The following is a 17509-nucleotide window of genomic DNA, read 5'->3' as shown; positions in this document are numbered from 1 at the left end:
TCTCTGCGGTGAGGTGATGATGGCAGCAGTTCGCGCTGGCCCGGCCGTGCCGCGACACGTTTCATCGGGCGCTGACCTGCATCAACTCTGTGGCGATAGCGCATACGGGGCGATCGAAGTTCATCAGGATCGGTGAGCTGCGTCGTGTCGAGTTGACAGACTGTGCATCGGGTCGACGTGCGCCGAGCCGAGATGCACGACGCAGGTCGCTGCTGGTGATGCAAGGGGTGCTCTGCTCCCACAGATCATGAGGCCGGAGTTCCGCCGGAGGCGGTCCTGGGCGACCTGATCACCCGGGCACGTGGACTCGGCATGGGACCAGGTATGCGCCTCCCTCACCGCGACACAGTGCTCACCACCGGTCTGCCGTGAACCCGATGTCGGTCTAAAACTGACGATCATCGTTGACACCTGGGTCTCCGATCATTACGGAGATCCGCATGTCGAAGCCCAACCGCCCGCTCGATCGTGAGGCCAAGCGGCGCCTGGCCGTCATACGCCACGTCGAGGAGGTCACCGGAAACGTCGCCCAGACCTGCCGCTACTACGGCATCAGCCGCCAGGCGTACTACATCTGGTACCGCCGCTACCAGGGCACCGGAAGAATCCGCCTTACCGCAATGGCGGCAAATGCCTAACCGCCACCGACCCAGCTGAGCCGGACGCGTCCCAGGCGCCGAAAGGGCTGAAGGCTCCTGGAGAAGCCTGGCTGGCTCGCCGGGTGGGTTTGCGATACACAGGCGGAAAGTGCACCAGCCAGGTGACGGAGGCGGCATGACGGGACAGTGGCTCAGCGATCGGCGCTTGACGGCTATCGGACGATCAAGGCTGTCTGTCCCGGCTCGGCAGGCGGTCATGGATGGGCTGATCACCCCAACGGCCAGCGTCCTGGATTACGGTTGCGGGCGTGGCGACGATGTCCGCAGCCTGAAGCAGATGCGGTTCACCGCCACCGGATGGGATCCGTACTTCTCTCCCGACGGTGAACACCGCCCCTCCGACGTTGTGCTCCTCACGTACGTGCTCAACGTCATCGAAGATCCCGACGAGCGTCGCGCCACACTGCGACGCGCATGGGATCTGACACGCTCCGTCCTGATGGCCTCGAGCCGGCTGACCTGGGAGCGAAACAAAATCCGAGGCGAGGAGTATGCCGACGGTGTGCTCACTAGCCGGCAGACGTTTCAGTACCTGTTTAGTGCCGGCGAGCTGCGGGACTTCGTCCAGGAGGTGACTGGAGTTCGATGCGTGTCGGCCGCGCCGGGGGTGGTGTATGCCTTCCGGGATGATGTGGCGCGCATCGCCTTTCTGGCACGCAGGATCGTTCCCAACGTGGAGTGGCTGGCGTCAGAGGACACCGCATCGGCGATCGCAGCGGTCGTTGACTTCACCGAGCGGCGTGGACGCTCGCCTCACCTCGAAGAGATGCCCGAGCCCTTGGCCATGCTGCTGAGCCACCTGGGCGCGACCGAGCTGCGCCGTCTCGTGCGTCGATCTGCCGACGCTGAGAAGATCACAGTGGGCGCCGCCCGAACCACGCTCAACACGCTGCTCTTCCTGGCCGTCGAGCTGTTCAACGGTCGCGGGCTCTTCCGCAGCCTGCCTCTCTCCGCGCAACTCGACATCCGGGCCCACTTCTCTTCCTATGCAGAGGCGTGCAAGCGCTCCGACCGTCTCCTGCTCAAACTCCGCGACGATGCCTACGTATTTGGAGCCATGCGCGCCTCGAAGGCCGGCAAGCTCACGCCGAGCGCCATGTACGTGCACCGCAGGGCGGTGGAGCAGATACCGACCGTGCTGCGCCTGTATGAGCACTGCGCCGCGATCGCGGCGGGTCGCCCGACCGACTGGACGGTGGTCAAGCTTCGGCACCAGGGCCGGGCGGTGAGCTGGCTGGACTACCCGCAGTTCGACACGGACCCGCACCCGAAGCTGGCGACCTCGTATGCGGTGGAGATGAAAGGGCTGGACACCACCTACACCAACTACGCGGACTCTTCGAACCGGCCCTTGCTGCACCGGAAGCACGAGTTCCTCACAACCGACGATCCGGACACAACCAAGTACCGCCGATTGGCCGAGGCTGAGGTACGGGCCGGTCTGTACGAGCGCCCACACCTCATCGGAACCGAGCAGGGCTGGGAAGCTGAGTTGGTACGTTGCGGGCGCGAGCTGCGTGGCCACCGTCTCGTGCGGCGTGCCGCCCGCCGCCGCGAGCCGGGGTTGGATCAGCCTTGAAGTGAGCGAACAGCTGCTGCGATCTGTTCTGTGTCCAGATCGTCCGTCTGGGCGGGGAACCAGGACAGACGCAGGCCGTTCGCTGCGACCTTCTCCGGCAGCCCCATGGCGGTCAGGACGTGGCTGGGGGTATAGGAGGCGCTGGTGCACGCCGACCCCGTGGCTACCGCGGCAACGTCCTTGAGCCTCACGATGAGCGCTTCGGTATCCACGCCCTCGAAGGTGAGGTTGAGGATGTGCGGCACCGCGCAGGCGGGGTCGCCGTTGATGTGGTGCGGAATCCCGGTGAACGCAGCCAGCAGCTGCTCGCGGACCTTCCGAGCGCCCGCCATCCACTGATGACGTTCCGCGCGGAAGATCTCCTCCGCCTTAGCGAGACCGACCACCAGGGGCACCGGCAGCGTGCCGGGACGCAGCTTCCGCTCCTGTCCGCCACCGAACATGATCGGCTGCAGGGGGATGCGGTTCCAGCCCCGGCGCCGGATCAGCAACGCACCGATTCCCTTGGGTGCTCCGATCTTGTGCCCGCTGACGCTGATCATGTCGATCGGTGCCGTCAGGTCCTCGGGCAGCTTCGCGAAGCCCTGCGCCGCGTCGACATGCAGGTAGGTGGGCGTCTCCCGTAGGTGCTGGGCGATCTCGGCGACGGGCTGGATGACTCCGGTCTCGTTGTTGACGTGCATCAAGGACACCAGCAGCGTCTCCGGGCGCAGTCGCTCTAGGACGGCGTCGGGACTGATCCTGCCGGTGTTGTCGGGCTTGAGGAAGTCAACGTCGAAGCCGCGGGACTGGAGGTGCTCCAGCGGTTCGATGACCGCTTTGTGCTCGACTGCTGAACTGACGATATGGCGGCGGCTGGTTTCAATGCCATGCTGTGCGAGCCCGAGCAAGGCGATGTTGTTACTCTCAGTCGCGCCACTCGTGAAGATCAACTCATCAGGTTTGGCGTTGAATTGGGCGGCGAGTTGGTCGCGCGCGCGTTGAACAGCCCTCTTGGCGCGGTTGCCGTAGTCGTGCGTGCGACTGCCAGCGTTGCCGAACTCCTCGGTCATCCAGTGCAGGACGACCTCGGCGACACGCGGCTCGACACGCGTGGTCGCGGCAGCGTCCAAGTACGTCGTCGGCATGCTTGAGCCCTCTCGCCCAACTTCACGTTCGTACGTCTCTGATATAACGTACAACACGTAGTGGCGTTGGTGAGAGAGAAGGGGTACTCGTGGCGGGCGACGCAACATCGGTCGGGTTCGAGTATGTCTTCCCTGCCATCCGAGGGGTGCAGGCAGGGCGTGAGTACTTCGTCTCGATGTGCCCCCTGCGGCTGATCCCCAAGATCTTCCTCTTCGACGAGGATGAGATTGCCCCCGAGGTGCGCGCCCAGCGAGTGCTGAACAAGGGAAGACTGCCGGCTCTGTCTCGGTACATCTTGGACAATCCGGACGATTACGTGTTCAGCGCCCTTACCGCATCCATCGACGGTGACGTCGTCTTCGAGACCATCGGCGGTGAAGGCGCGGCGATGCGCGCCGGTCAGATCCGCGTCCCCATGGCCGCACGCTTCCTTATCAACGACGGCCAGCACCGCCGCGCCGCCATTGAGCTCGCGCTCAAGGACAATCCCGATCTCGGAGATGAGACCATCGCCGTGGTGTTCTTCCACGATGCCGGGCTCGCCCGCTGTCAGCAGATGTTTGCTGACCTGAACCGGCACGCGGTGCGCCCCTCGCGTTCCATCGGCGTGCTGTACGACCAACGGGACGATCTTGCGGCGCTGACCAGACTTCTAGCCCTGAAGTCGCCGGTTTTCAAGCAGCATGTGGAGATGGCCAGCAGCACGTTGTCCGCACGCTCCGGCAAGCTGTTCACGCTCAGTGCCCTTCACTCGGCCAACCAGGCCCTCCTGAATGGACTGAAACTGAAGAAGAAGGCGGCTGAGGAGGTGGCACTGGCATTCTGGGAGAGGATCGACACGCTACTCCCGGAGTGGCAGATGGTCCGCAAGCGCGCCATGACCGCCCCTGAGGTGCGCCGCGAGTACATCCACAGTCACGGCATCGCCCTGCATGCGCTGGGCCGCGTTGGGAACACTCTGCTGCGCGACTCGGTTGACGCCCAGGCGTGGAGTCCGCGACTTGAAGGTCTGTTGGCTGTTGACTGGGCGAGATCCAACGCAGCGTGGGAAGGACGAGCGATCATCGGCGGTCGCGTCTCGAAGAGCCACACGCAGGTCACCTTGACCGTGAACTTCCTCCGGCACGCGCTCGGTCTACCGCTCAGCCCGGAAGAGCAGCGCGCCGAAGACGCCTACCAGCGAGGAGAGGCATGAGTACCCCGACCCGAAACGCTCTGTTCGCCGGCAGCAGTCTCAACGATGTCGTCGCCGAGCTCGCTGCGGAGATCCGTGAGCTCTATACCGCGGACCAGGTGCCCTGGGTCGTTGGGTACAGCGGCGGCAAGGACTCCACCGCGGTACTCCAGCTGGTGTGGCACGCGCTGAAGGAGCTGCCCGAGGAGCAGCGCACCAAGCGCGTGTACGTGATCTCCACGGACACGCTCGTCGAGAACCCCATCGTCGCGTCCTGGGTCACCCAATCGCTGGAGACGATGAGCCAGGCCGCTGCTGCCCAGGGACTGCCCATCGAATCCCACAGGCTGATCCCCGATGTGAAGGAAACGTTCTGGGTCGGTTTGATCGGGCGCGGCTATCCCGCGCCGCGTCCCAAGTTTCGCTGGTGCACCGAGCGGATGAAGATCAAGCCATCCAACAAGTTCATCCGCAACGTTGTGCGGCGCCACGGTGAAGCGATCCTCGTGTTGGGCATCCGCAAGCAGGAGAGCCAGATTCGCGCCAAGACGATGGCGAAGCACGAGAAACGGCGGGTACGTGACCGTCTGTCGCCGAACGGCAACCTGCCGAATTCGCTCGTTTACAGCCCCATCGAGGACTGGTCAAACGACGAAGTGTGGACCTTCCTCATGCAGCAGGATAATCCTTGGGGATACTCTAACAAGGACTTGATGAACATGTATCAGTCCGCCTCGGAGGACTCTGAATGCCCTCTTGTGGTGGACGACACTACTCCCTCGTGCGGCGACAGCCGCTTCGGCTGCTGGACCTGCACGCTTGTCGAGCAGGACAAGTCGATGGCTGCCATGATCCAGAACGACGAGGAGAAGGAGTGGATGCAACCACTTCTGGACCTCCGGAACAAGCTGGATGTGGCCGACGACACCCACCTGCGGGACTTCCGCAAGATGAACGGCAAGGTCCAGCTCTTCGGGGACCGGATCGTCCACGGGCCGTACACGCAGCAAGCTCGAGAAACCTGGCTGCGCGAGCTGCTTCAGGCCCAGACCTGGATCGGTCAGAACGCACCTGAACACGTGCGTGGTATCGAGCTGATCACCATGCCCGAACTGCACGAGATCCGTCGCCTCTGGGTTTTCGAGAAGCACGAGGTCGAGGATTCGCTTCCCCGAATCTACAAGGAGGAGACGGGTGAAGACTTCCCCGGTCGTCCTCTGGACGAGCACCTGGCCATCGGCGCGGACGAGATCGACCTCCTGCGCGAAGCATGCGAGGGCGACGAACTCCTCTTCACCACCGCTCGCGAGCTCCTGGCCGTGGAGCGCAAGTTTCGCACCATGACCCGCCGCGCCGGGCTGTTCGATGCCCTGGAAACGACCATTAAGCGAGGCTTCTTCAATAACAAGGAAGACGCCCACGACTTCGCTCTGCGCAAGAAGCAGCTGCGTGAAGAGATCCCCGCTCAACTGTCCCTGACCAAGGACGACGAGAACACCGATGCTTCTGCATAACATCACCCTCGAAGACTTCGGAGCCTACCGAGGCACGCAGACCCTCGACCTGACCACGCAACCCGGCAAGCCGGTCGTGCTGGTCGGCGGACTGAACGGATGCGGTAAGACGACGCTGCTCGACGCCATCCAGCTCGCGCTCTACGGCCCCCGCGCGCGCTGCAGCAGCCGAGGCAACCGCTCCTACGAGGCATTCCTCCGTGAGTCCATTAACCGCCAGACCGACCCAAAGCGCGGTGCAGCCATCACCCTCGAGTTCTCCATCACCGTCGAAGGTGAAGAACGCCTGTACACGCTCATCCGCAGCTGGTCAGCGAGCGGCAAGACCCTACACGAGTACGTCAACGTGAAGGTTGACGGCAAGTTCCAGAAAGCCACCAGCGAAGGGTGGGCCGACCACGTCGAAGACCTCCTACCCCTGGAGATCGGCTCCCTCTTCTTCTTCGACGGTGAGAAGGTCGAATCGCTGGCCGACCCCGACCGCGCCTCCGCGGTGATCGAATCCGCCGTTCGATCGCTGCTTGGCGTCAACACCGCCGAGCAACTGCGCACCGACCTGCTCGCGCTCCAGCGGCGCACGAAGATTACCGAAGCCGACCAACAGGCGCTGGCACGGATCGGCGAACTGAAAGAGCAGATCAACTCCATCGAGCAAGAGGTGGATAGCGCCAACGACAGGGTCGGCAAGATCCGCTCGGAAGTCGACCGCGCCAAGCTCAGGCTGGAGAAGGCCGAGCACGACTTCGAAAAGGATGGCGGCGTACTTTATCACCGCCGCGCCGAACTGGAGCAGCGCCGCGACCAGGTCACCAAGCAGCTAGGCACTACCGAAGAGGCTCTGATCAACCTCGCGGCGGGCGCCCTCCCGCTGCGACTAGCTGGGGACCAGATCGGCGCACTGCGCAAGCAAGCCGCTATCGAGGACGAAGCGAACACGGCAGCCCAAGTCCTCGACGTGCTCACACGCCGAGACCGGCAACTCCTGGACCAGGTCGGCCAGAACCTCTCCGAGGGCGAGCGCCAACGACTGATCAAGCACCTCCAAGCCGACCGACGAGACCGAGAAGTAGCCAGCCAGACCGAGCGCGTCCTCAACCTCTCCCCTGAGGGGGCAGCTCAGCTCGCAGCCATCGACTCGATCATCGCGCTCGAACAGCGGCGCGCCGAGGAACTTCTCCAGCAGGCCGCGGAGCAAGCAGTCACCGTCGAGGACGTCGAACGCCAGCTGGCCGGCGTACCCGAGGCAGAACTCATCGCCAGCCGCCTCGAAGAACGCGATGAGGCACGTGACGCTCTACGAACGTCCCAGGCCAACCTCGAAAGAGCCGTGGAAGGGTACGAGGCAAGCAAGAACCGACGCACCGGCCTCCAACAACAGCTTGAGCGCGCTCATGATGAGCGAGTTAAGAGCCTCGTAAGGGTGGAGGAGACCGAGCGGATCATCGATCACTGTGACCGGCAGCGCGCTGTATTGGCCAAGTTCAAGGACCTGCTGCTGCAACGGCGCATCGCCAAACTCGAGGTCGCTGTTCTGCAGAGCTTCTCCCAGCTGATGCGGAAGAACGGCCTTGTCAAAAACCTCAACATCGACACCCAGAAGTTCCAGTTCACCCTGGTCGGAGCCGATGGTGAACCCCTGGACCCTGGCCGCCTGAGCGCCGGCGAACGTCAACTCCTCGCCATCTCCCTGCTCTGGGGACTCGCGCGCGTGGCCGGCAACCGATTGCCCAGCGTCATCGACACTCCGCTCGGTCGCCTGGACAGCGGTCACCGCGAGCACCTCGTCGACAGGTACTTTCCCAAGGCCAGCCACCAGGTCCTGCTGCTTTCCACGGACGAGGAGATCGACGAGGAGCTCCTCCAAAGGCTCGAGCCATCCATCGCTCGTACCTACACCCTCGTCCACGACGACGCCACGTTCACCACATCCGTGGAACCCGGCTACTGGTGGACCTCAGGAGCAGCACATGTCGCTTGACACCATCCGCCTTTCCCAGACCGCACGAGACCAACTCATCCGCCTCAAGCGCACCACCGGCATCAAAAACTGGAACGTGCTCTGCCGCTGGGCGCTGGTTGTCTCTCTCCGAGACTCATCAACCCCGCTGGTCAAGGAGATCGTCACAGACTCCAACGTCGAGATGGACTGGCGCACCTTCGCCGGCACACACGCCCACGTCTATCTCGCACTCCTCAAACAGCGCTGCGCAACAGACGGGCTGCCCGTCGACGACAAGTCGCTCAGCCACACCCTCACCGTCCATCTCCACCGCGGCGTCGGCTACCTAGCCGGCAATAAAGAAGTGCGGACAATCCGAGAATTGGTAGCTACCGCCGTGGCGTGATCCGTGGGGCGCGCGTCTAGGAGATGCGCGTCCGCGTCACTTGGGCCAGGTGCGAACTGCCAGTGTCGCCAGGTGTTCCTGCCTCCTGTGGATCGCCTCTGGAGTCCATGTCGCACTCTCGCCGACTTCGCGAGTCAAGGTGAGCTGTGAGTGCTGGAAGACCTGAGCCTTTTCTTTGAATGCTTTGTTGCCGAGGCGGGAGTTGGAGCCGGCCGGCATCAGCACCATGTTGCCGAGGCGATAGATCCACCTGTCAGCGTCCTCCCGGTCACCGCTTTCGGCGATGAAGTCAGACCAGTCCTCCGCCACCGCGTTTTGTGGGTAAACGTGCTCCAGATTGACTTCGTTCGGGTTATCGTTCGGAACGAACTCGGGTTGCTGCTCCTTCTTGCAGCTCTTTTCCAAGGCGCTCAAGTAGTACCTAGCGATCTTGCTTGCGTCGCCGCGTCCCAACGTGGCCAGGGTGAACTGTGCCTTGAAGTCGCTGTCGGGCGGGATGAGGTCGTTAAGACGATCGCGAATCTGGGAGACTGTTGTGGTCTTTCCTCGGCGGATACTTACGGCAACCTGCGAGTAGAGATCTTCGTAGCGACCCCGGTTTATTCCGCCCGTAATCATACCGCGGACAGACCAGCTGATCATTGCTCTCAGTAGCTTCTCTATCTGTACGGGTGGTAGATGTTCAACGGCTGCGAGTAGCAGGATCTTATTGGGGACTAGATTGAAAAGGGCAAGAGTATCGAGTGCCGGTCGACGGGCAGAGCATTTCTCGGTCCAAATCTCATGGCTGGGATCGGACAAGGCAGCGTAGATGCGTGCGGCTGTGAGGAGTTCTTCCGAAAAGGTGAGTGCTTCCTGACTGCGTGTCACCCGTTCGCGCATCTTTGCGTACAGGTCCCGCTCGGTAATCTTACCTACTCGCGAGCTCCAGTAGTGTCGCAGGAACTTAGTGAACTTGTCATTGGGCGCCGTCAGGGAAAGCGCACCGATAGCCTTGTGCCAGTTGTTACGCACCGAGTCGAGGTGCAGCTTAGCTGCACCAAACAGATGATTCTTCAACAGGTCGGCAGTGGTCAGGTCGGCACCGCGGTTATTGAGGGTCTCGAAGATGACGTACGCCTCGCCTTCGGAGGGGGTTTCGACGACGGCGAGTTGCGCGCGCTGCTGGACGTACTTGACCCACTTGAGGAGCTCATCTGAGGCCTCCGCGCCATACCGCTCGCTAAGCTCAGCGAGCCGATCACGGAAGTAGCAGTACGCCTTGACGATATCTGAGTCAGTCCGCTTTGCGGGAGAGGCAGGCAGGGTGCTACGGGTGACGATGCCGTGGAAGGTCGGGTTGTCGTCCTCATTGAGCTTGAGGTGTGGCTCTGTTCCCTCGGCATCCCATGCCTGGCTCGCGAGGAACTCGTCGCCGATGAGTTGCGCGCGGGTGTGGCCCAGGCGATGCAACTCGTCGCGGATGGCGGCGATCAGGAGTGAGGACGTAACGAGCCGCTGCTGGCCATCGATGATCTTCTTGCGGTCTTCAGGGCCGTCCTGGGTGAGGACGATTGTGCCGAAGAAGTACTCCTCATCCGCACCCGCGCGGACTGCGCGGCTCAAGTCCATCCAGTAGTCCTTAACCGCCTCGTCCACCTTCCAGCAGTAGGCACGCTGGAACTGGGGCACGGTGAGCCGGTCGTTCCGCAAGATTTCCCCCATGCCACGGAGGTTGAGTTGGAGTGTGGTAGTACCGTGACGCGACGCCATGAGTGCAGTCTAACTGCGGAGATCTGAAAGGATCCTCCTAAGAGCTTGTAACACGATCATGAGTTGGCCTTCTTGAAGCGTCTCCAGCAGATGAGGCTGCAGGCGAGGGAGGCGAAGGCGTCGTGGAGCTCGGTGCGGCGTTCCCAGCGGACGGCGAGGTGCTTGAACTGGTGGAGGAGGGCGAAGGTCTGCTCGACGACGTAGCGGAGCTTGCCCAGGCCCTTGATGTTCGGGCTGCCCTTGCGGGAGATGACCGGCAGGATCCGGCGTTTGCGCAGTTCGCGGCGGTTGGGGTTGGAGTCGTAGCCCTTGTCTCCGAGGAGGACCTCGGGGCGCCGGCGGGGTCGGCGCGGGCGGCCGGCGACGGGCGGGACTCCGTCGACCAGGGCGAGGGTCTGGGTGACGTCGTTGACGTTGGCCGCGGTGGTGATGACCTTGAGCGGGGTGCCGCGTCCGTCGCAGATCAGGTGGTGTTTGCTGCCCGTCTTCCGCCGGTCGACCGGCGACGGACCGGTGTCGGCTCCCCCTTTTTGGCGCGGACGTGGGAACCGTCGACGCATGCTCTGGACCAGTCCAGCTCGCCGGCTGCGTGCAGCCTGGCGAGCAGGACGCGGTGCAGTTGGTCGAAGACTCCGGCCTGCTGCCAGCGCTCGAGGCGCCGCCAGCAGGTCTGGCCAGAGCCGAACCCCAGCTCAAGGGGGAGCAGTTGCCAGGCGATGTCGTTGTACAGGACATAGAGGATGCCCTGCAGGCACAGCCGGTCCGGCACGGGCTGTGGACCGGGAGCCTTCTCGGGCCAGGGCGGCAGGAGCGGCTCGATCAGCGCCCACAGGTCATCGTCCACGATCCACGGCCGGGTAGTCACACCATCTCGAACGGCCGAATCGTCACACCGGTCACGGCCTACCAGGGCAGTTCAACAAGATCGTGTTACGAGCTCTAAACGCCGTCAGTCGACTGCCGGACCGGGGCGCTCCCCCTTGGACGAGAACCTCCGCAGGGAGTGCCTTCGCAGCGTATGGGCTGCAGTGCATACGATCTGATGGCACACATCAGGTGTTGACGCGCGCATGCAGACTGCTGTCGAGGAGGTCCTTGCCGCCGTGATGCGCGGGTAAACCGGTGGCCCTCCAGCGCCGGGAGCACCTTCGCTGGGAGCCGAGTGCGCCTGTGAGGTCGTATGCTCGGCGGGTGATGGCGCTGGGTGACAATGAATCTGAATGGAGTTCACCAGATGCTCCGTCAGCTTCGCTGGTGTCTGCTTTGGGGGCTCTCGCTACTTATGTGGTGGAACGACTAGGGCGAAGTGTCACTCTGGGGGAGCTTCTTACTCAGGCTGACCAACTTCCCCCTGACCTTCGTCGCCTCGTGTCACGAATCCAGCGGGCGCGCGCGAGCCAGCAAGGCTGGCTGCTCGCCGACGACCAGTCGCCGTTCGGCTCGCTGGCGCCTGTCTCGCTAGGCGACCGGGTCGTCGCGGTGTTGGCGGAGTCCGGGCCCCTCACTGAGGCAGAGATCGTTCAGTACCTGCCGGAGGGCGGTGATGTGACCGAGATCCGTCGCGAACTCCTCTCCGACAGTCGTATCGTCATGGCTGGCGGAGGATGGACCCTCGCCCCGGCGGAATCTGCGGAAGAGCTGCAGTTGTTCGACGTGCCGGCTGCGAATGCACGGGCGAAGAAGGGGCGCTGTCGCCGACCGCTGAGTGACCGTGCGGAGCTGTGCCTGACGGAGGCTGGGCATCCCCTTACTCTCCAGGCGCTGGTTGACCGGATGGGAGGCGACGTGAACGTGGAGTCCCTCAAAGTCCAGCTCTTCTCGGATGATCGTTTCATTCGGAGCGACGTGAGTGAGTGGGCGCTCCGGTGTTGGGGGATGCGCCGGTATACGTCCGTCAGAGAGTTGGTTTCCGAGGAAGTCGATGGAGCTGGGGGATCGATGTCGCTGGACGATCTCCAACGAAACCTAGCCCGGGACTTCACGATCAAGGCGCCTACGCTGCGCCAGGTGGCCTCGACGGCGCCCTTCACGGTAAGTGGTGGTCTCGTTCGGCGACTGAACGATGCCTCGGGCCAGTCGGCATCGCTGCCCGAGGGCGAGGCGCCGGTGCGAGGTGGCAGCAGTGCTCAGCTGGGGGTTGAAGACGCCTCTGCGGACGAGATCATGGGTCTGATGGGGCTTTGATGACTAGCGAGCGCCGAGCGCTGTGCATGCTCAATCTGGAGAGCGACTATCGCAGTGATCGCGCGGACTTGGTGGAGGACTTCTATGTCCCCGCCTTGGCTGTGTCGACGCACTACGACCGGGCGGTGGGTTACTTCAGCGCGTCGGTCCTGGCCGTCCTTGGCCAAGGGCTGGATGGCTTCGCTTCCCGCGGCGGGCAACTGCGCATCGTGGCATCTCCTCAGCTCAACCAGGAGGATGTTGCGCAGATACGAGCCGGGTACGCGCTGCGCGCCGTGTTGGAGCGCGCTGCCCTGCGGAACATCGAGGACGCGTGCCAGGACCCCGTGGCGGCCCACGGGCTAGGGCAGCTTGGTGCCCTGGTCGCAGAGGGCCGCTTGGACATCAAGCTCGCTTACATCTCGGCGGACAACCGGATCGGCATTTACCACGAGAAGATCGGCGTGTTCTGCGACGGCCGGGACGTCGTCGCATTCAAGGGCAGCGCCAATGAAACCCTGCCTGGCTTGGCCGGCAACTTCGAATCCGTTGAGGTCTTCCGTAGCTGGCACGCCAGCGACAGCGAACGAGCCGTTCGGATCAGCCGGGACTTCGAAGACCTCTGGGAGGATCGAACGCCGCTGCTGCGGGTGTTCGACTTTACTGACGCGGCGCGCCCCCTGATCGAGGAGCATGAACTCCGGACCAAGGGACAGACCGCCCCTCAGGTACCGACCGAAGGCGCGACCATCACTCTGCCGTGGCCGGACGCCGACGGCATGCTCACGATCCCCCCGGACTTGCAGGTTCGTGACTACCAGAAGGAGGCAGTTCGGCGCTGGTTCGCCCAGGGGCTGCGCGGCATCTTGCGGATGGCGACCGGCACCGGTAAAACGCTCACCGCGCTGTCAGCCGCCGCGCAACTCGCGAAGCGGCTGAAGCGGAAAGCCGACCTTCCCTTGCTGACCGTCATCGTGGTTCCTTACCAGCACCTCGTTGACCAGTGGGCGCAGGACATTGATCGATTCGGCATCCCCGCCATCCGCGCGTACGAGTCAACCGATGCGTGGTATCGCCGAGCGTCCTACCTCATGGACGCTCTCACCCTCGGCGCCGCTCACGGCGGCGTCATCGTGACCACTAACGCGACCCTGAGCAGGGGCGGCCTCCAGGCCTTGCTGGACCGCTACCGGGGGCACCTGTTGGTCATCGGCGACGAGGTTCACAATCTGGGCGCCCGGCGAGTGCGAGGCAAGTTGCCCGGTGCTGCCGCCTACCGACTCGGCCTCTCGGCCACGCCCGAGCGCTGGTTCGATGACGACGGCACCGCTGCTCTGCAGGAATACTTCGGCGATGTGGTCTTCGAGATGGGTATCGGCGACGCCATCAAGGCCGGAGCGCTGTGCCGTTACACCTACGCTCCAGTACTGGTCGAGCTCGACGCTGAGGAGGCCGAGCTGTACGCCGAGGTCACCGAAAAGATCGCCAGAGCACTCGCCTCGCAGCACTTCGCCGACGATTCCGAGGACGACAGCCCGCTGGGCAGGTTGCTGCGCAAGCGCGCCAACATTTTGGGGCACGCGCGAGCCAAGTTGCCGGCTCTCCGCCGGGAGATCGCCGCGCGTCAGGACGGCTGGTTTCAGCTCCTGTACTGTGCGGAGGGGCGACACCCGCTTGCCGACGGAGTGAACGGCGATCTCGACGAGCCGACCCAGCTCGACCAGGCCCTGCACATGGTGGGCCAGGAGCTGCGCATGCCCGCGGCCAAGTACATCTCCGAGACTCCACGAGAGCAGCGGCGCGCGATCCTACGGCGGTTCAGCACAGGCAACGACCTCCAGGCGTTGCTGTCCATGCGCTGCCTAGACGAAGGCGTGGACGTGCCCGCCGCCCGCACCGCCTATCTACTGGCCAGCTCGTCCAACCCGAGGCAGTTCATCCAACGCCGTGGACGCGTCCTGCGCCGCGCACCGGGTAAAGACATGGCCGACATTGTGGACTTCATCGTCGTCCCCCCGGACGGCATCGAGGCCCTACACCGCGAAACCGAGCGCCGGATGATCGCCCGCGAGCTCAGCCGAGTCACGGAGTTCGCCCGCCTGGCGGACAACGAAGCTGCCACCCTGGACGTCCTGCGCCCGCTGCGCCAGCACTACGGGCTCATGGACACCTGATCATTGAGACAAGCCGATGAACGAGCGAGTGAGCAAGGAGAGGGCGATGAACGCTCAGGAGACAGCGAAGGAGATCCTGAACAAACTGTCGCCGGAGGCCCGGATACTGGCCAAACGTGTACTGGAACTGGAGCGCGAGTACCTCCACGTGAAGACCCCGACCCTGCTCACCAACAAGATCATCGAGGCGGCCAAGGAGCACGCCAAGTGAAGCTGCTGAAGCTCACCGTCGAGAATTTCCGTGTCTTCCACAGTCGGCACGTGCTCAAGCTCGACGTCACAGACGATAAACCAGCCGTGCTGATCTTCGGCATGAACGGCGCTGGCAAGACCACGCTGCTCAACGCCTTCACCTGGGCCCTGTACGGCACGTTCACGAACGATGTTGAGCACCAGGACCGGATCATCAACGACCGCGCCTGGGGGGACGCGGCCTTCGGCGCATCAGTACACGCAGCCGTGAGAGTGGAGTTCGAGCATGAGGGAGCGCTGTTCACGGTCCTGCGAGAGGTCCGGGCGATCAAGGACTCGGACGCCCAGGACCTGCCGCGCCCCACCCTCACCGTGAACGAGACTCGGCACGGCGAAAGCCTCGAGGTCTTGAACGGCCAGGACCGGATCGAGAAGATCCTCCCAGAGGGGCTACGTCGGTTCTTCTTCTTCAACGGCGAACGCATGGAACGGATGTTCACCGGAGACGGTACCGGTGACGTTCAGGACGCCATCAAGACCCTCATGGGTCTGGAGATGATCGAACGAGCTATCGATGATCACCTGCCGGCAGCGTCCCGTAAGCTCACCGCCGCAGCCAAAAAGCTCGGCGGTGGGCGCCTCCAGCAGCTGGCCGAGGCGCAGGAGAAACTCGAAGGCCAGAAGCTCGCCATCGACAACGAGTTGCTCAAACTATCGGCCAACATCTCCGCCTACCAGCGCGAGGTTGACGCGGCCAGTAAGGCCTTACTGGAAAACGGCCAAGCAGCGCCCCTCCAGCAGCGTAGAGTGCGGCTGGCCAAGGACTTGGAGCAGGAGAAGACCCGCTACCAAGAGCTCCAGGAGAAGCAACGACGAGCGCTGGCCGAGCGAGGCTTCATCGCCTTCACCTCCGGCGTCGACCAGACCGTGATCGACCTCGCCGAGGGCATGCGCAAACGCCAGGAACTCCCCGCTGGGATCCAGCGCGACTACATCACCGGGCTCCTGGAAGAGGGCTACTGCATGTGTGGCACTCCCGTGCCACCCGACTCCGCCGGCCACACCGCTCTGCTCGAACGCCTGGAGAACGCTGGACTGGCCGACGTCCAAGCCCGCTGGATGAACCTCCGCGGCAACGCGGCGCGACTCATCGACGCCCGCAAGGCCCTCCTGGAAGAACTGCGCCAGATCAGCGCGGACCTCCAGACAGCCGAGGCCAAAATCAACGACCTCGACGCCGAGGAGAGCGACATCGCCCGACAGCTGAAAGGCGTCGACGTCGTCGACGTCCAGAAGCTGGAAGACCGGCGCAAGGAGTACGACGACAAGCGCGTCGGGGCGCTCGGAGCTCACCGGGATGCACAACGGGACAAGGAACGTCTGGAGGAAGAGATCACCCGCCTGCGCCGGCAGTTCCACGCCGCGAAGGTCGAAGATGCCGAGGCCCAGCGCCTGCAGCGCCAGGTGGCGCTGGTAGACGAGGTGCTGGAGGCATTCCGTCGCATTCTCGACGTACGCACGGCCGAGGTGGGTCAGCAACTCGACGCCAGGGTCAAAAGGGTCTTCTCCCGGATCTGTATCAAGCCCTTCACCCCTGAGCTGACTCCCGACTTCGAGCTGAAACTCCATGCCACCGCTGCAGGCCCCGCCGCGATCCGAAGCACGGGTGAGAACCAGATCCTCGGCCTGTCGTTCGTCGGTGCTGTCTCCGAGATGGCCAAGCAGATCCACAACCGCAAGCAGAAGGCCGACGAGGCGAACCTTGACGAGGGCGGGATCTACCCCGTCGTCATGGACGCGCCCTTCGGTAACCTCGACATCGAGTACCAAGACCAGGTTGCCGAATCCCTACCCCAACTGACCTCGCAGATCGTCACTCTGCTCTCCCAGTCCCAGGCGCGAGGTCGCGTTCTGGAGCACCTCCAGTCGGCAGCCTCTCGCGTGTACGTCCTGCGCTCGGTCACCTCCAAGGAAGACGCCAAGGAGCAGACGATCACGATTGGCGACCGGGCCGTACCGTACGTAACCCGCGGCGATTTCGAGCACACCGTCTTGGAAGAGGTGACCCTCTAATGGCCGAGGAGCGGTTCCGGCGCCCCGCCGAGCACGAAGAGCTCATGGCTGCCCTAGCTGGCAAGAGTGGCCCCTTCACGGCCATGTACGAGGTGATGATGTTCGCCGCAGCGCTGGGCATGCGCAAGGGCCGCCGCGAGTCGTTCGACAAGCACGAAGAGCCCATCAACCTCTCCCGTGTGGAGAACCGCTCGTTCGGCGACGTGCTTCTCGATCTCCTCGCCGCGGTCGAGGTCCCGGACGACGCCAAGATCCTCGCAGACGACCGGCTCAAGGAGCGCATTCGGATCTTCGAGGAGTACGCGAACGGCGGGCTGAACTACATTCGAGGGGAGCTCAACGCCAGCGGGGGGCGGGACCTCACCGGCGTCCTCAACTTGCTCGTCATGGAAGCTTTGCTGGAGTCTCCGGACGAGCAGCCGGACGTCACCACGGCGATCCTCACCACAGGCGACCTGGATTGGTAGGAATCCGATAAAGCGTGTTTCGAAGTGGGTTGAGCGGCGGCGTGCCCTGAGCCGCACGTAGACAACTGGGGTTCAGTCGCCCGAACTTCTACGCCCATTCGACGAGCACGATGACATCATCAGCGCGGTACCCGGCAGGTATCCGTCACCTTCCGGGACTCTCGAAACGGGTGCGCTCCTGGTTGGCAGGTGTCATCAGCACCTGCAGGACGGTCTCGTCGGCATGCCCGGCGCAGTAGGTGCTGGACTGAGGGTGGCCCGGACGCGGTCTGGGTCGTTGTAGCGCGGC

General features: G+C 63.7%; 14 protein-coding genes. 11 read left to right on the top strand and 3 right to left on the bottom strand.

What is annotated here, in order from left to right; all coding sequences use genetic code 11:
• Positions 1 to 440: 440 nt before the first annotated feature.
• A complete protein-coding gene (locus tag STBA_RS16470; protein WP_253194773.1) occupies positions 441 to 638 on the top strand; it encodes a helix-turn-helix domain-containing protein in 198 nt (65 codons plus the stop codon).
• Between the two features lie 136 nt (positions 639 to 774).
• Positions 775 to 2238, top strand: a complete 1464-nt coding sequence (locus STBA_RS16465; protein WP_077059981.1) for a DNA phosphorothioation-associated putative methyltransferase — start codon at positions 775 to 777, stop codon at positions 2236 to 2238.
• Here the strand turns inward: STBA_RS16465 and dndA are convergent.
• Entirely contained in the window at positions 2229 to 3365 is a 1137-nt protein-coding gene (dndA, locus tag STBA_RS16460; protein WP_077059980.1) for a cysteine desulfurase DndA, read from the bottom strand. The genes STBA_RS16465 and dndA overlap by 10 nt on opposite strands.
• Before the next feature lie 89 nt (positions 3366 to 3454).
• On the opposite strand from dndA, the gene dndB reads away from it, so the two are divergent.
• Genes dndB through dndE form a run of 4 tightly spaced genes read left to right on the top strand, consistent with a single transcriptional unit; the run spans position 3455 to position 8399 of the window.
• On the top strand, positions 3455 to 4561 hold the full coding sequence (gene dndB, locus STBA_RS16455; protein WP_077059979.1) for a DNA sulfur modification protein DndB: 1107 nt from the start codon (positions 3455 to 3457) through the stop codon (positions 4559 to 4561).
• Complete coding sequence (gene dndC / locus STBA_RS16450; RefSeq protein ID WP_077059978.1) at positions 4558 to 6054, top strand: DNA phosphorothioation system sulfurtransferase DndC; 1497 nt, start codon at positions 4558 to 4560, stop codon at positions 6052 to 6054. The genes dndB and dndC overlap by 4 nt, the downstream gene beginning before the upstream one ends.
• Positions 6041 to 8032, top strand: a complete 1992-nt coding sequence (gene dndD, locus STBA_RS16445) for a DNA sulfur modification protein DndD (RefSeq protein ID WP_077059977.1) — start codon at positions 6041 to 6043, stop codon at positions 8030 to 8032. The genes dndC and dndD overlap by 14 nt, the downstream gene beginning before the upstream one ends.
• Entirely contained in the window at positions 8022 to 8399 is a 378-nt protein-coding gene (gene dndE, locus STBA_RS16440) for a DNA sulfur modification protein DndE (protein WP_077059976.1), read from the top strand. Before dndD ends, dndE begins: the two co-directional genes overlap by 11 nt.
• Before the next feature lie 36 nt (positions 8400 to 8435).
• Here the strand turns inward: dndE and STBA_RS16435 are convergent, their stop codons facing one another.
• Both STBA_RS16435 and STBA_RS35730 read right to left on the bottom strand, forming a co-directional pair.
• Entirely contained in the window at positions 8436 to 10103 is a 1668-nt protein-coding gene (locus STBA_RS16435) for a DUF262 domain-containing protein (protein ID WP_171987718.1), read from the bottom strand.
• A 104-nt stretch (positions 10104 to 10207) separates the two neighbouring features.
• Positions 10208 to 11016, bottom strand: a protein-coding gene (locus tag STBA_RS35730) for an IS5 family transposase (protein ID WP_253194771.1) whose coding sequence is annotated in 2 segments (ribosomal slippage) — positions 10208 to 10683 and positions 10683 to 11016 — 810 coding nt in all. Because the reading frame shifts where the segments join, the coding sequence is not laid out codon by codon here.
• Positions 11017 to 11519: 503 nt separating this feature from the next.
• Between STBA_RS35730 and STBA_RS16420 the strand changes: the two genes are divergently transcribed.
• Genes STBA_RS16420 through STBA_RS16405 form a run of 5 tightly spaced genes read left to right on the top strand, consistent with a single transcriptional unit; the run spans position 11520 to position 17220 of the window.
• Complete coding sequence (locus tag STBA_RS16420; RefSeq protein ID WP_077059972.1) at positions 11520 to 12335, top strand: hypothetical protein; 816 nt, start codon at positions 11520 to 11522, stop codon at positions 12333 to 12335.
• Positions 12335 to 14488 carry a DEAD/DEAH box helicase family protein gene (locus STBA_RS16415; RefSeq protein ID WP_077059971.1) on the top strand — a complete coding sequence of 718 codons (2154 nt, stop codon included), beginning with the start codon at positions 12335 to 12337 and terminating at the stop codon, positions 14486 to 14488. Before STBA_RS16420 ends, STBA_RS16415 begins: the two co-directional genes overlap by 1 nt.
• 28 nt (positions 14489 to 14516) lie before the next feature.
• Entirely contained in the window at positions 14517 to 14699 is a 183-nt protein-coding gene (locus STBA_RS37170; protein ID WP_143659496.1) for a hypothetical protein, read from the top strand.
• Positions 14696 to 16753, top strand: a complete 2058-nt coding sequence (locus STBA_RS16410; protein ID WP_077059970.1) for an AAA family ATPase — start codon at positions 14696 to 14698, stop codon at positions 16751 to 16753. The genes STBA_RS37170 and STBA_RS16410 overlap by 4 nt, the downstream gene beginning before the upstream one ends.
• Positions 16753 to 17220, top strand: coding sequence for a DNA phosphorothioation-associated protein 4 (locus tag STBA_RS16405; RefSeq protein WP_077059969.1), 468 nt, complete (start codon positions 16753 to 16755; stop codon positions 17218 to 17220). Before STBA_RS16410 ends, STBA_RS16405 begins: the two co-directional genes overlap by 1 nt.
• The last annotated feature ends 289 nt before the right edge of the window (positions 17221 to 17509 follow it).

Origin of the sequence: Streptomyces sp. MP131-18 (assembly GCF_001984575.1) — a bacterium.
Lineage (GTDB): Bacteria > Actinomycetota > Actinomycetes > Streptomycetales > Streptomycetaceae > Streptomyces > Streptomyces johnsoniae.
Note: the sequence above shows the minus strand (reverse complement) of the source record. Positions and strands in the feature narration are given on the sequence as shown.

Excerpts from the sequence above, each read along its gene's own strand:
- STBA_RS16470 (WP_253194773.1), top strand. The coding sequence starts at position 441 with ATGTCGAAGCCCAACCGCCCGCTCGATCGTGAGGCCAAGCGGCGCCTG.
- STBA_RS16465 (WP_077059981.1), top strand. The coding sequence starts at position 775 with ATGACGGGACAGTGGCTCAGCGATCGGCGCTTGACGGCTATCGGACGA.
- dndA (WP_077059980.1), bottom strand. The coding sequence starts at position 3,365 with ATGCCGACGACGTACTTGGACGCTGCCGCGACCACGCGTGTCGAGCCG.
- dndC (WP_077059978.1), top strand. The coding sequence starts at position 4,558 with ATGAGTACCCCGACCCGAAACGCTCTGTTCGCCGGCAGCAGTCTCAAC.
- dndD (WP_077059977.1), top strand. The coding sequence starts at position 6,041 with ATGCTTCTGCATAACATCACCCTCGAAGACTTCGGAGCCTACCGAGGC.
- dndE (WP_077059976.1), top strand. The coding sequence starts at position 8,022 with ATGTCGCTTGACACCATCCGCCTTTCCCAGACCGCACGAGACCAACTC.
- STBA_RS16435 (WP_171987718.1), bottom strand. The coding sequence starts at position 10,103 with ATGGGGGAAATCTTGCGGAACGACCGGCTCACCGTGCCCCAGTTCCAG.
- STBA_RS16415 (WP_077059971.1), top strand. The coding sequence starts at position 12,335 with ATGACTAGCGAGCGCCGAGCGCTGTGCATGCTCAATCTGGAGAGCGAC.
- STBA_RS16405 (WP_077059969.1), top strand. The coding sequence starts at position 16,753 with ATGGCCGAGGAGCGGTTCCGGCGCCCCGCCGAGCACGAAGAGCTCATG.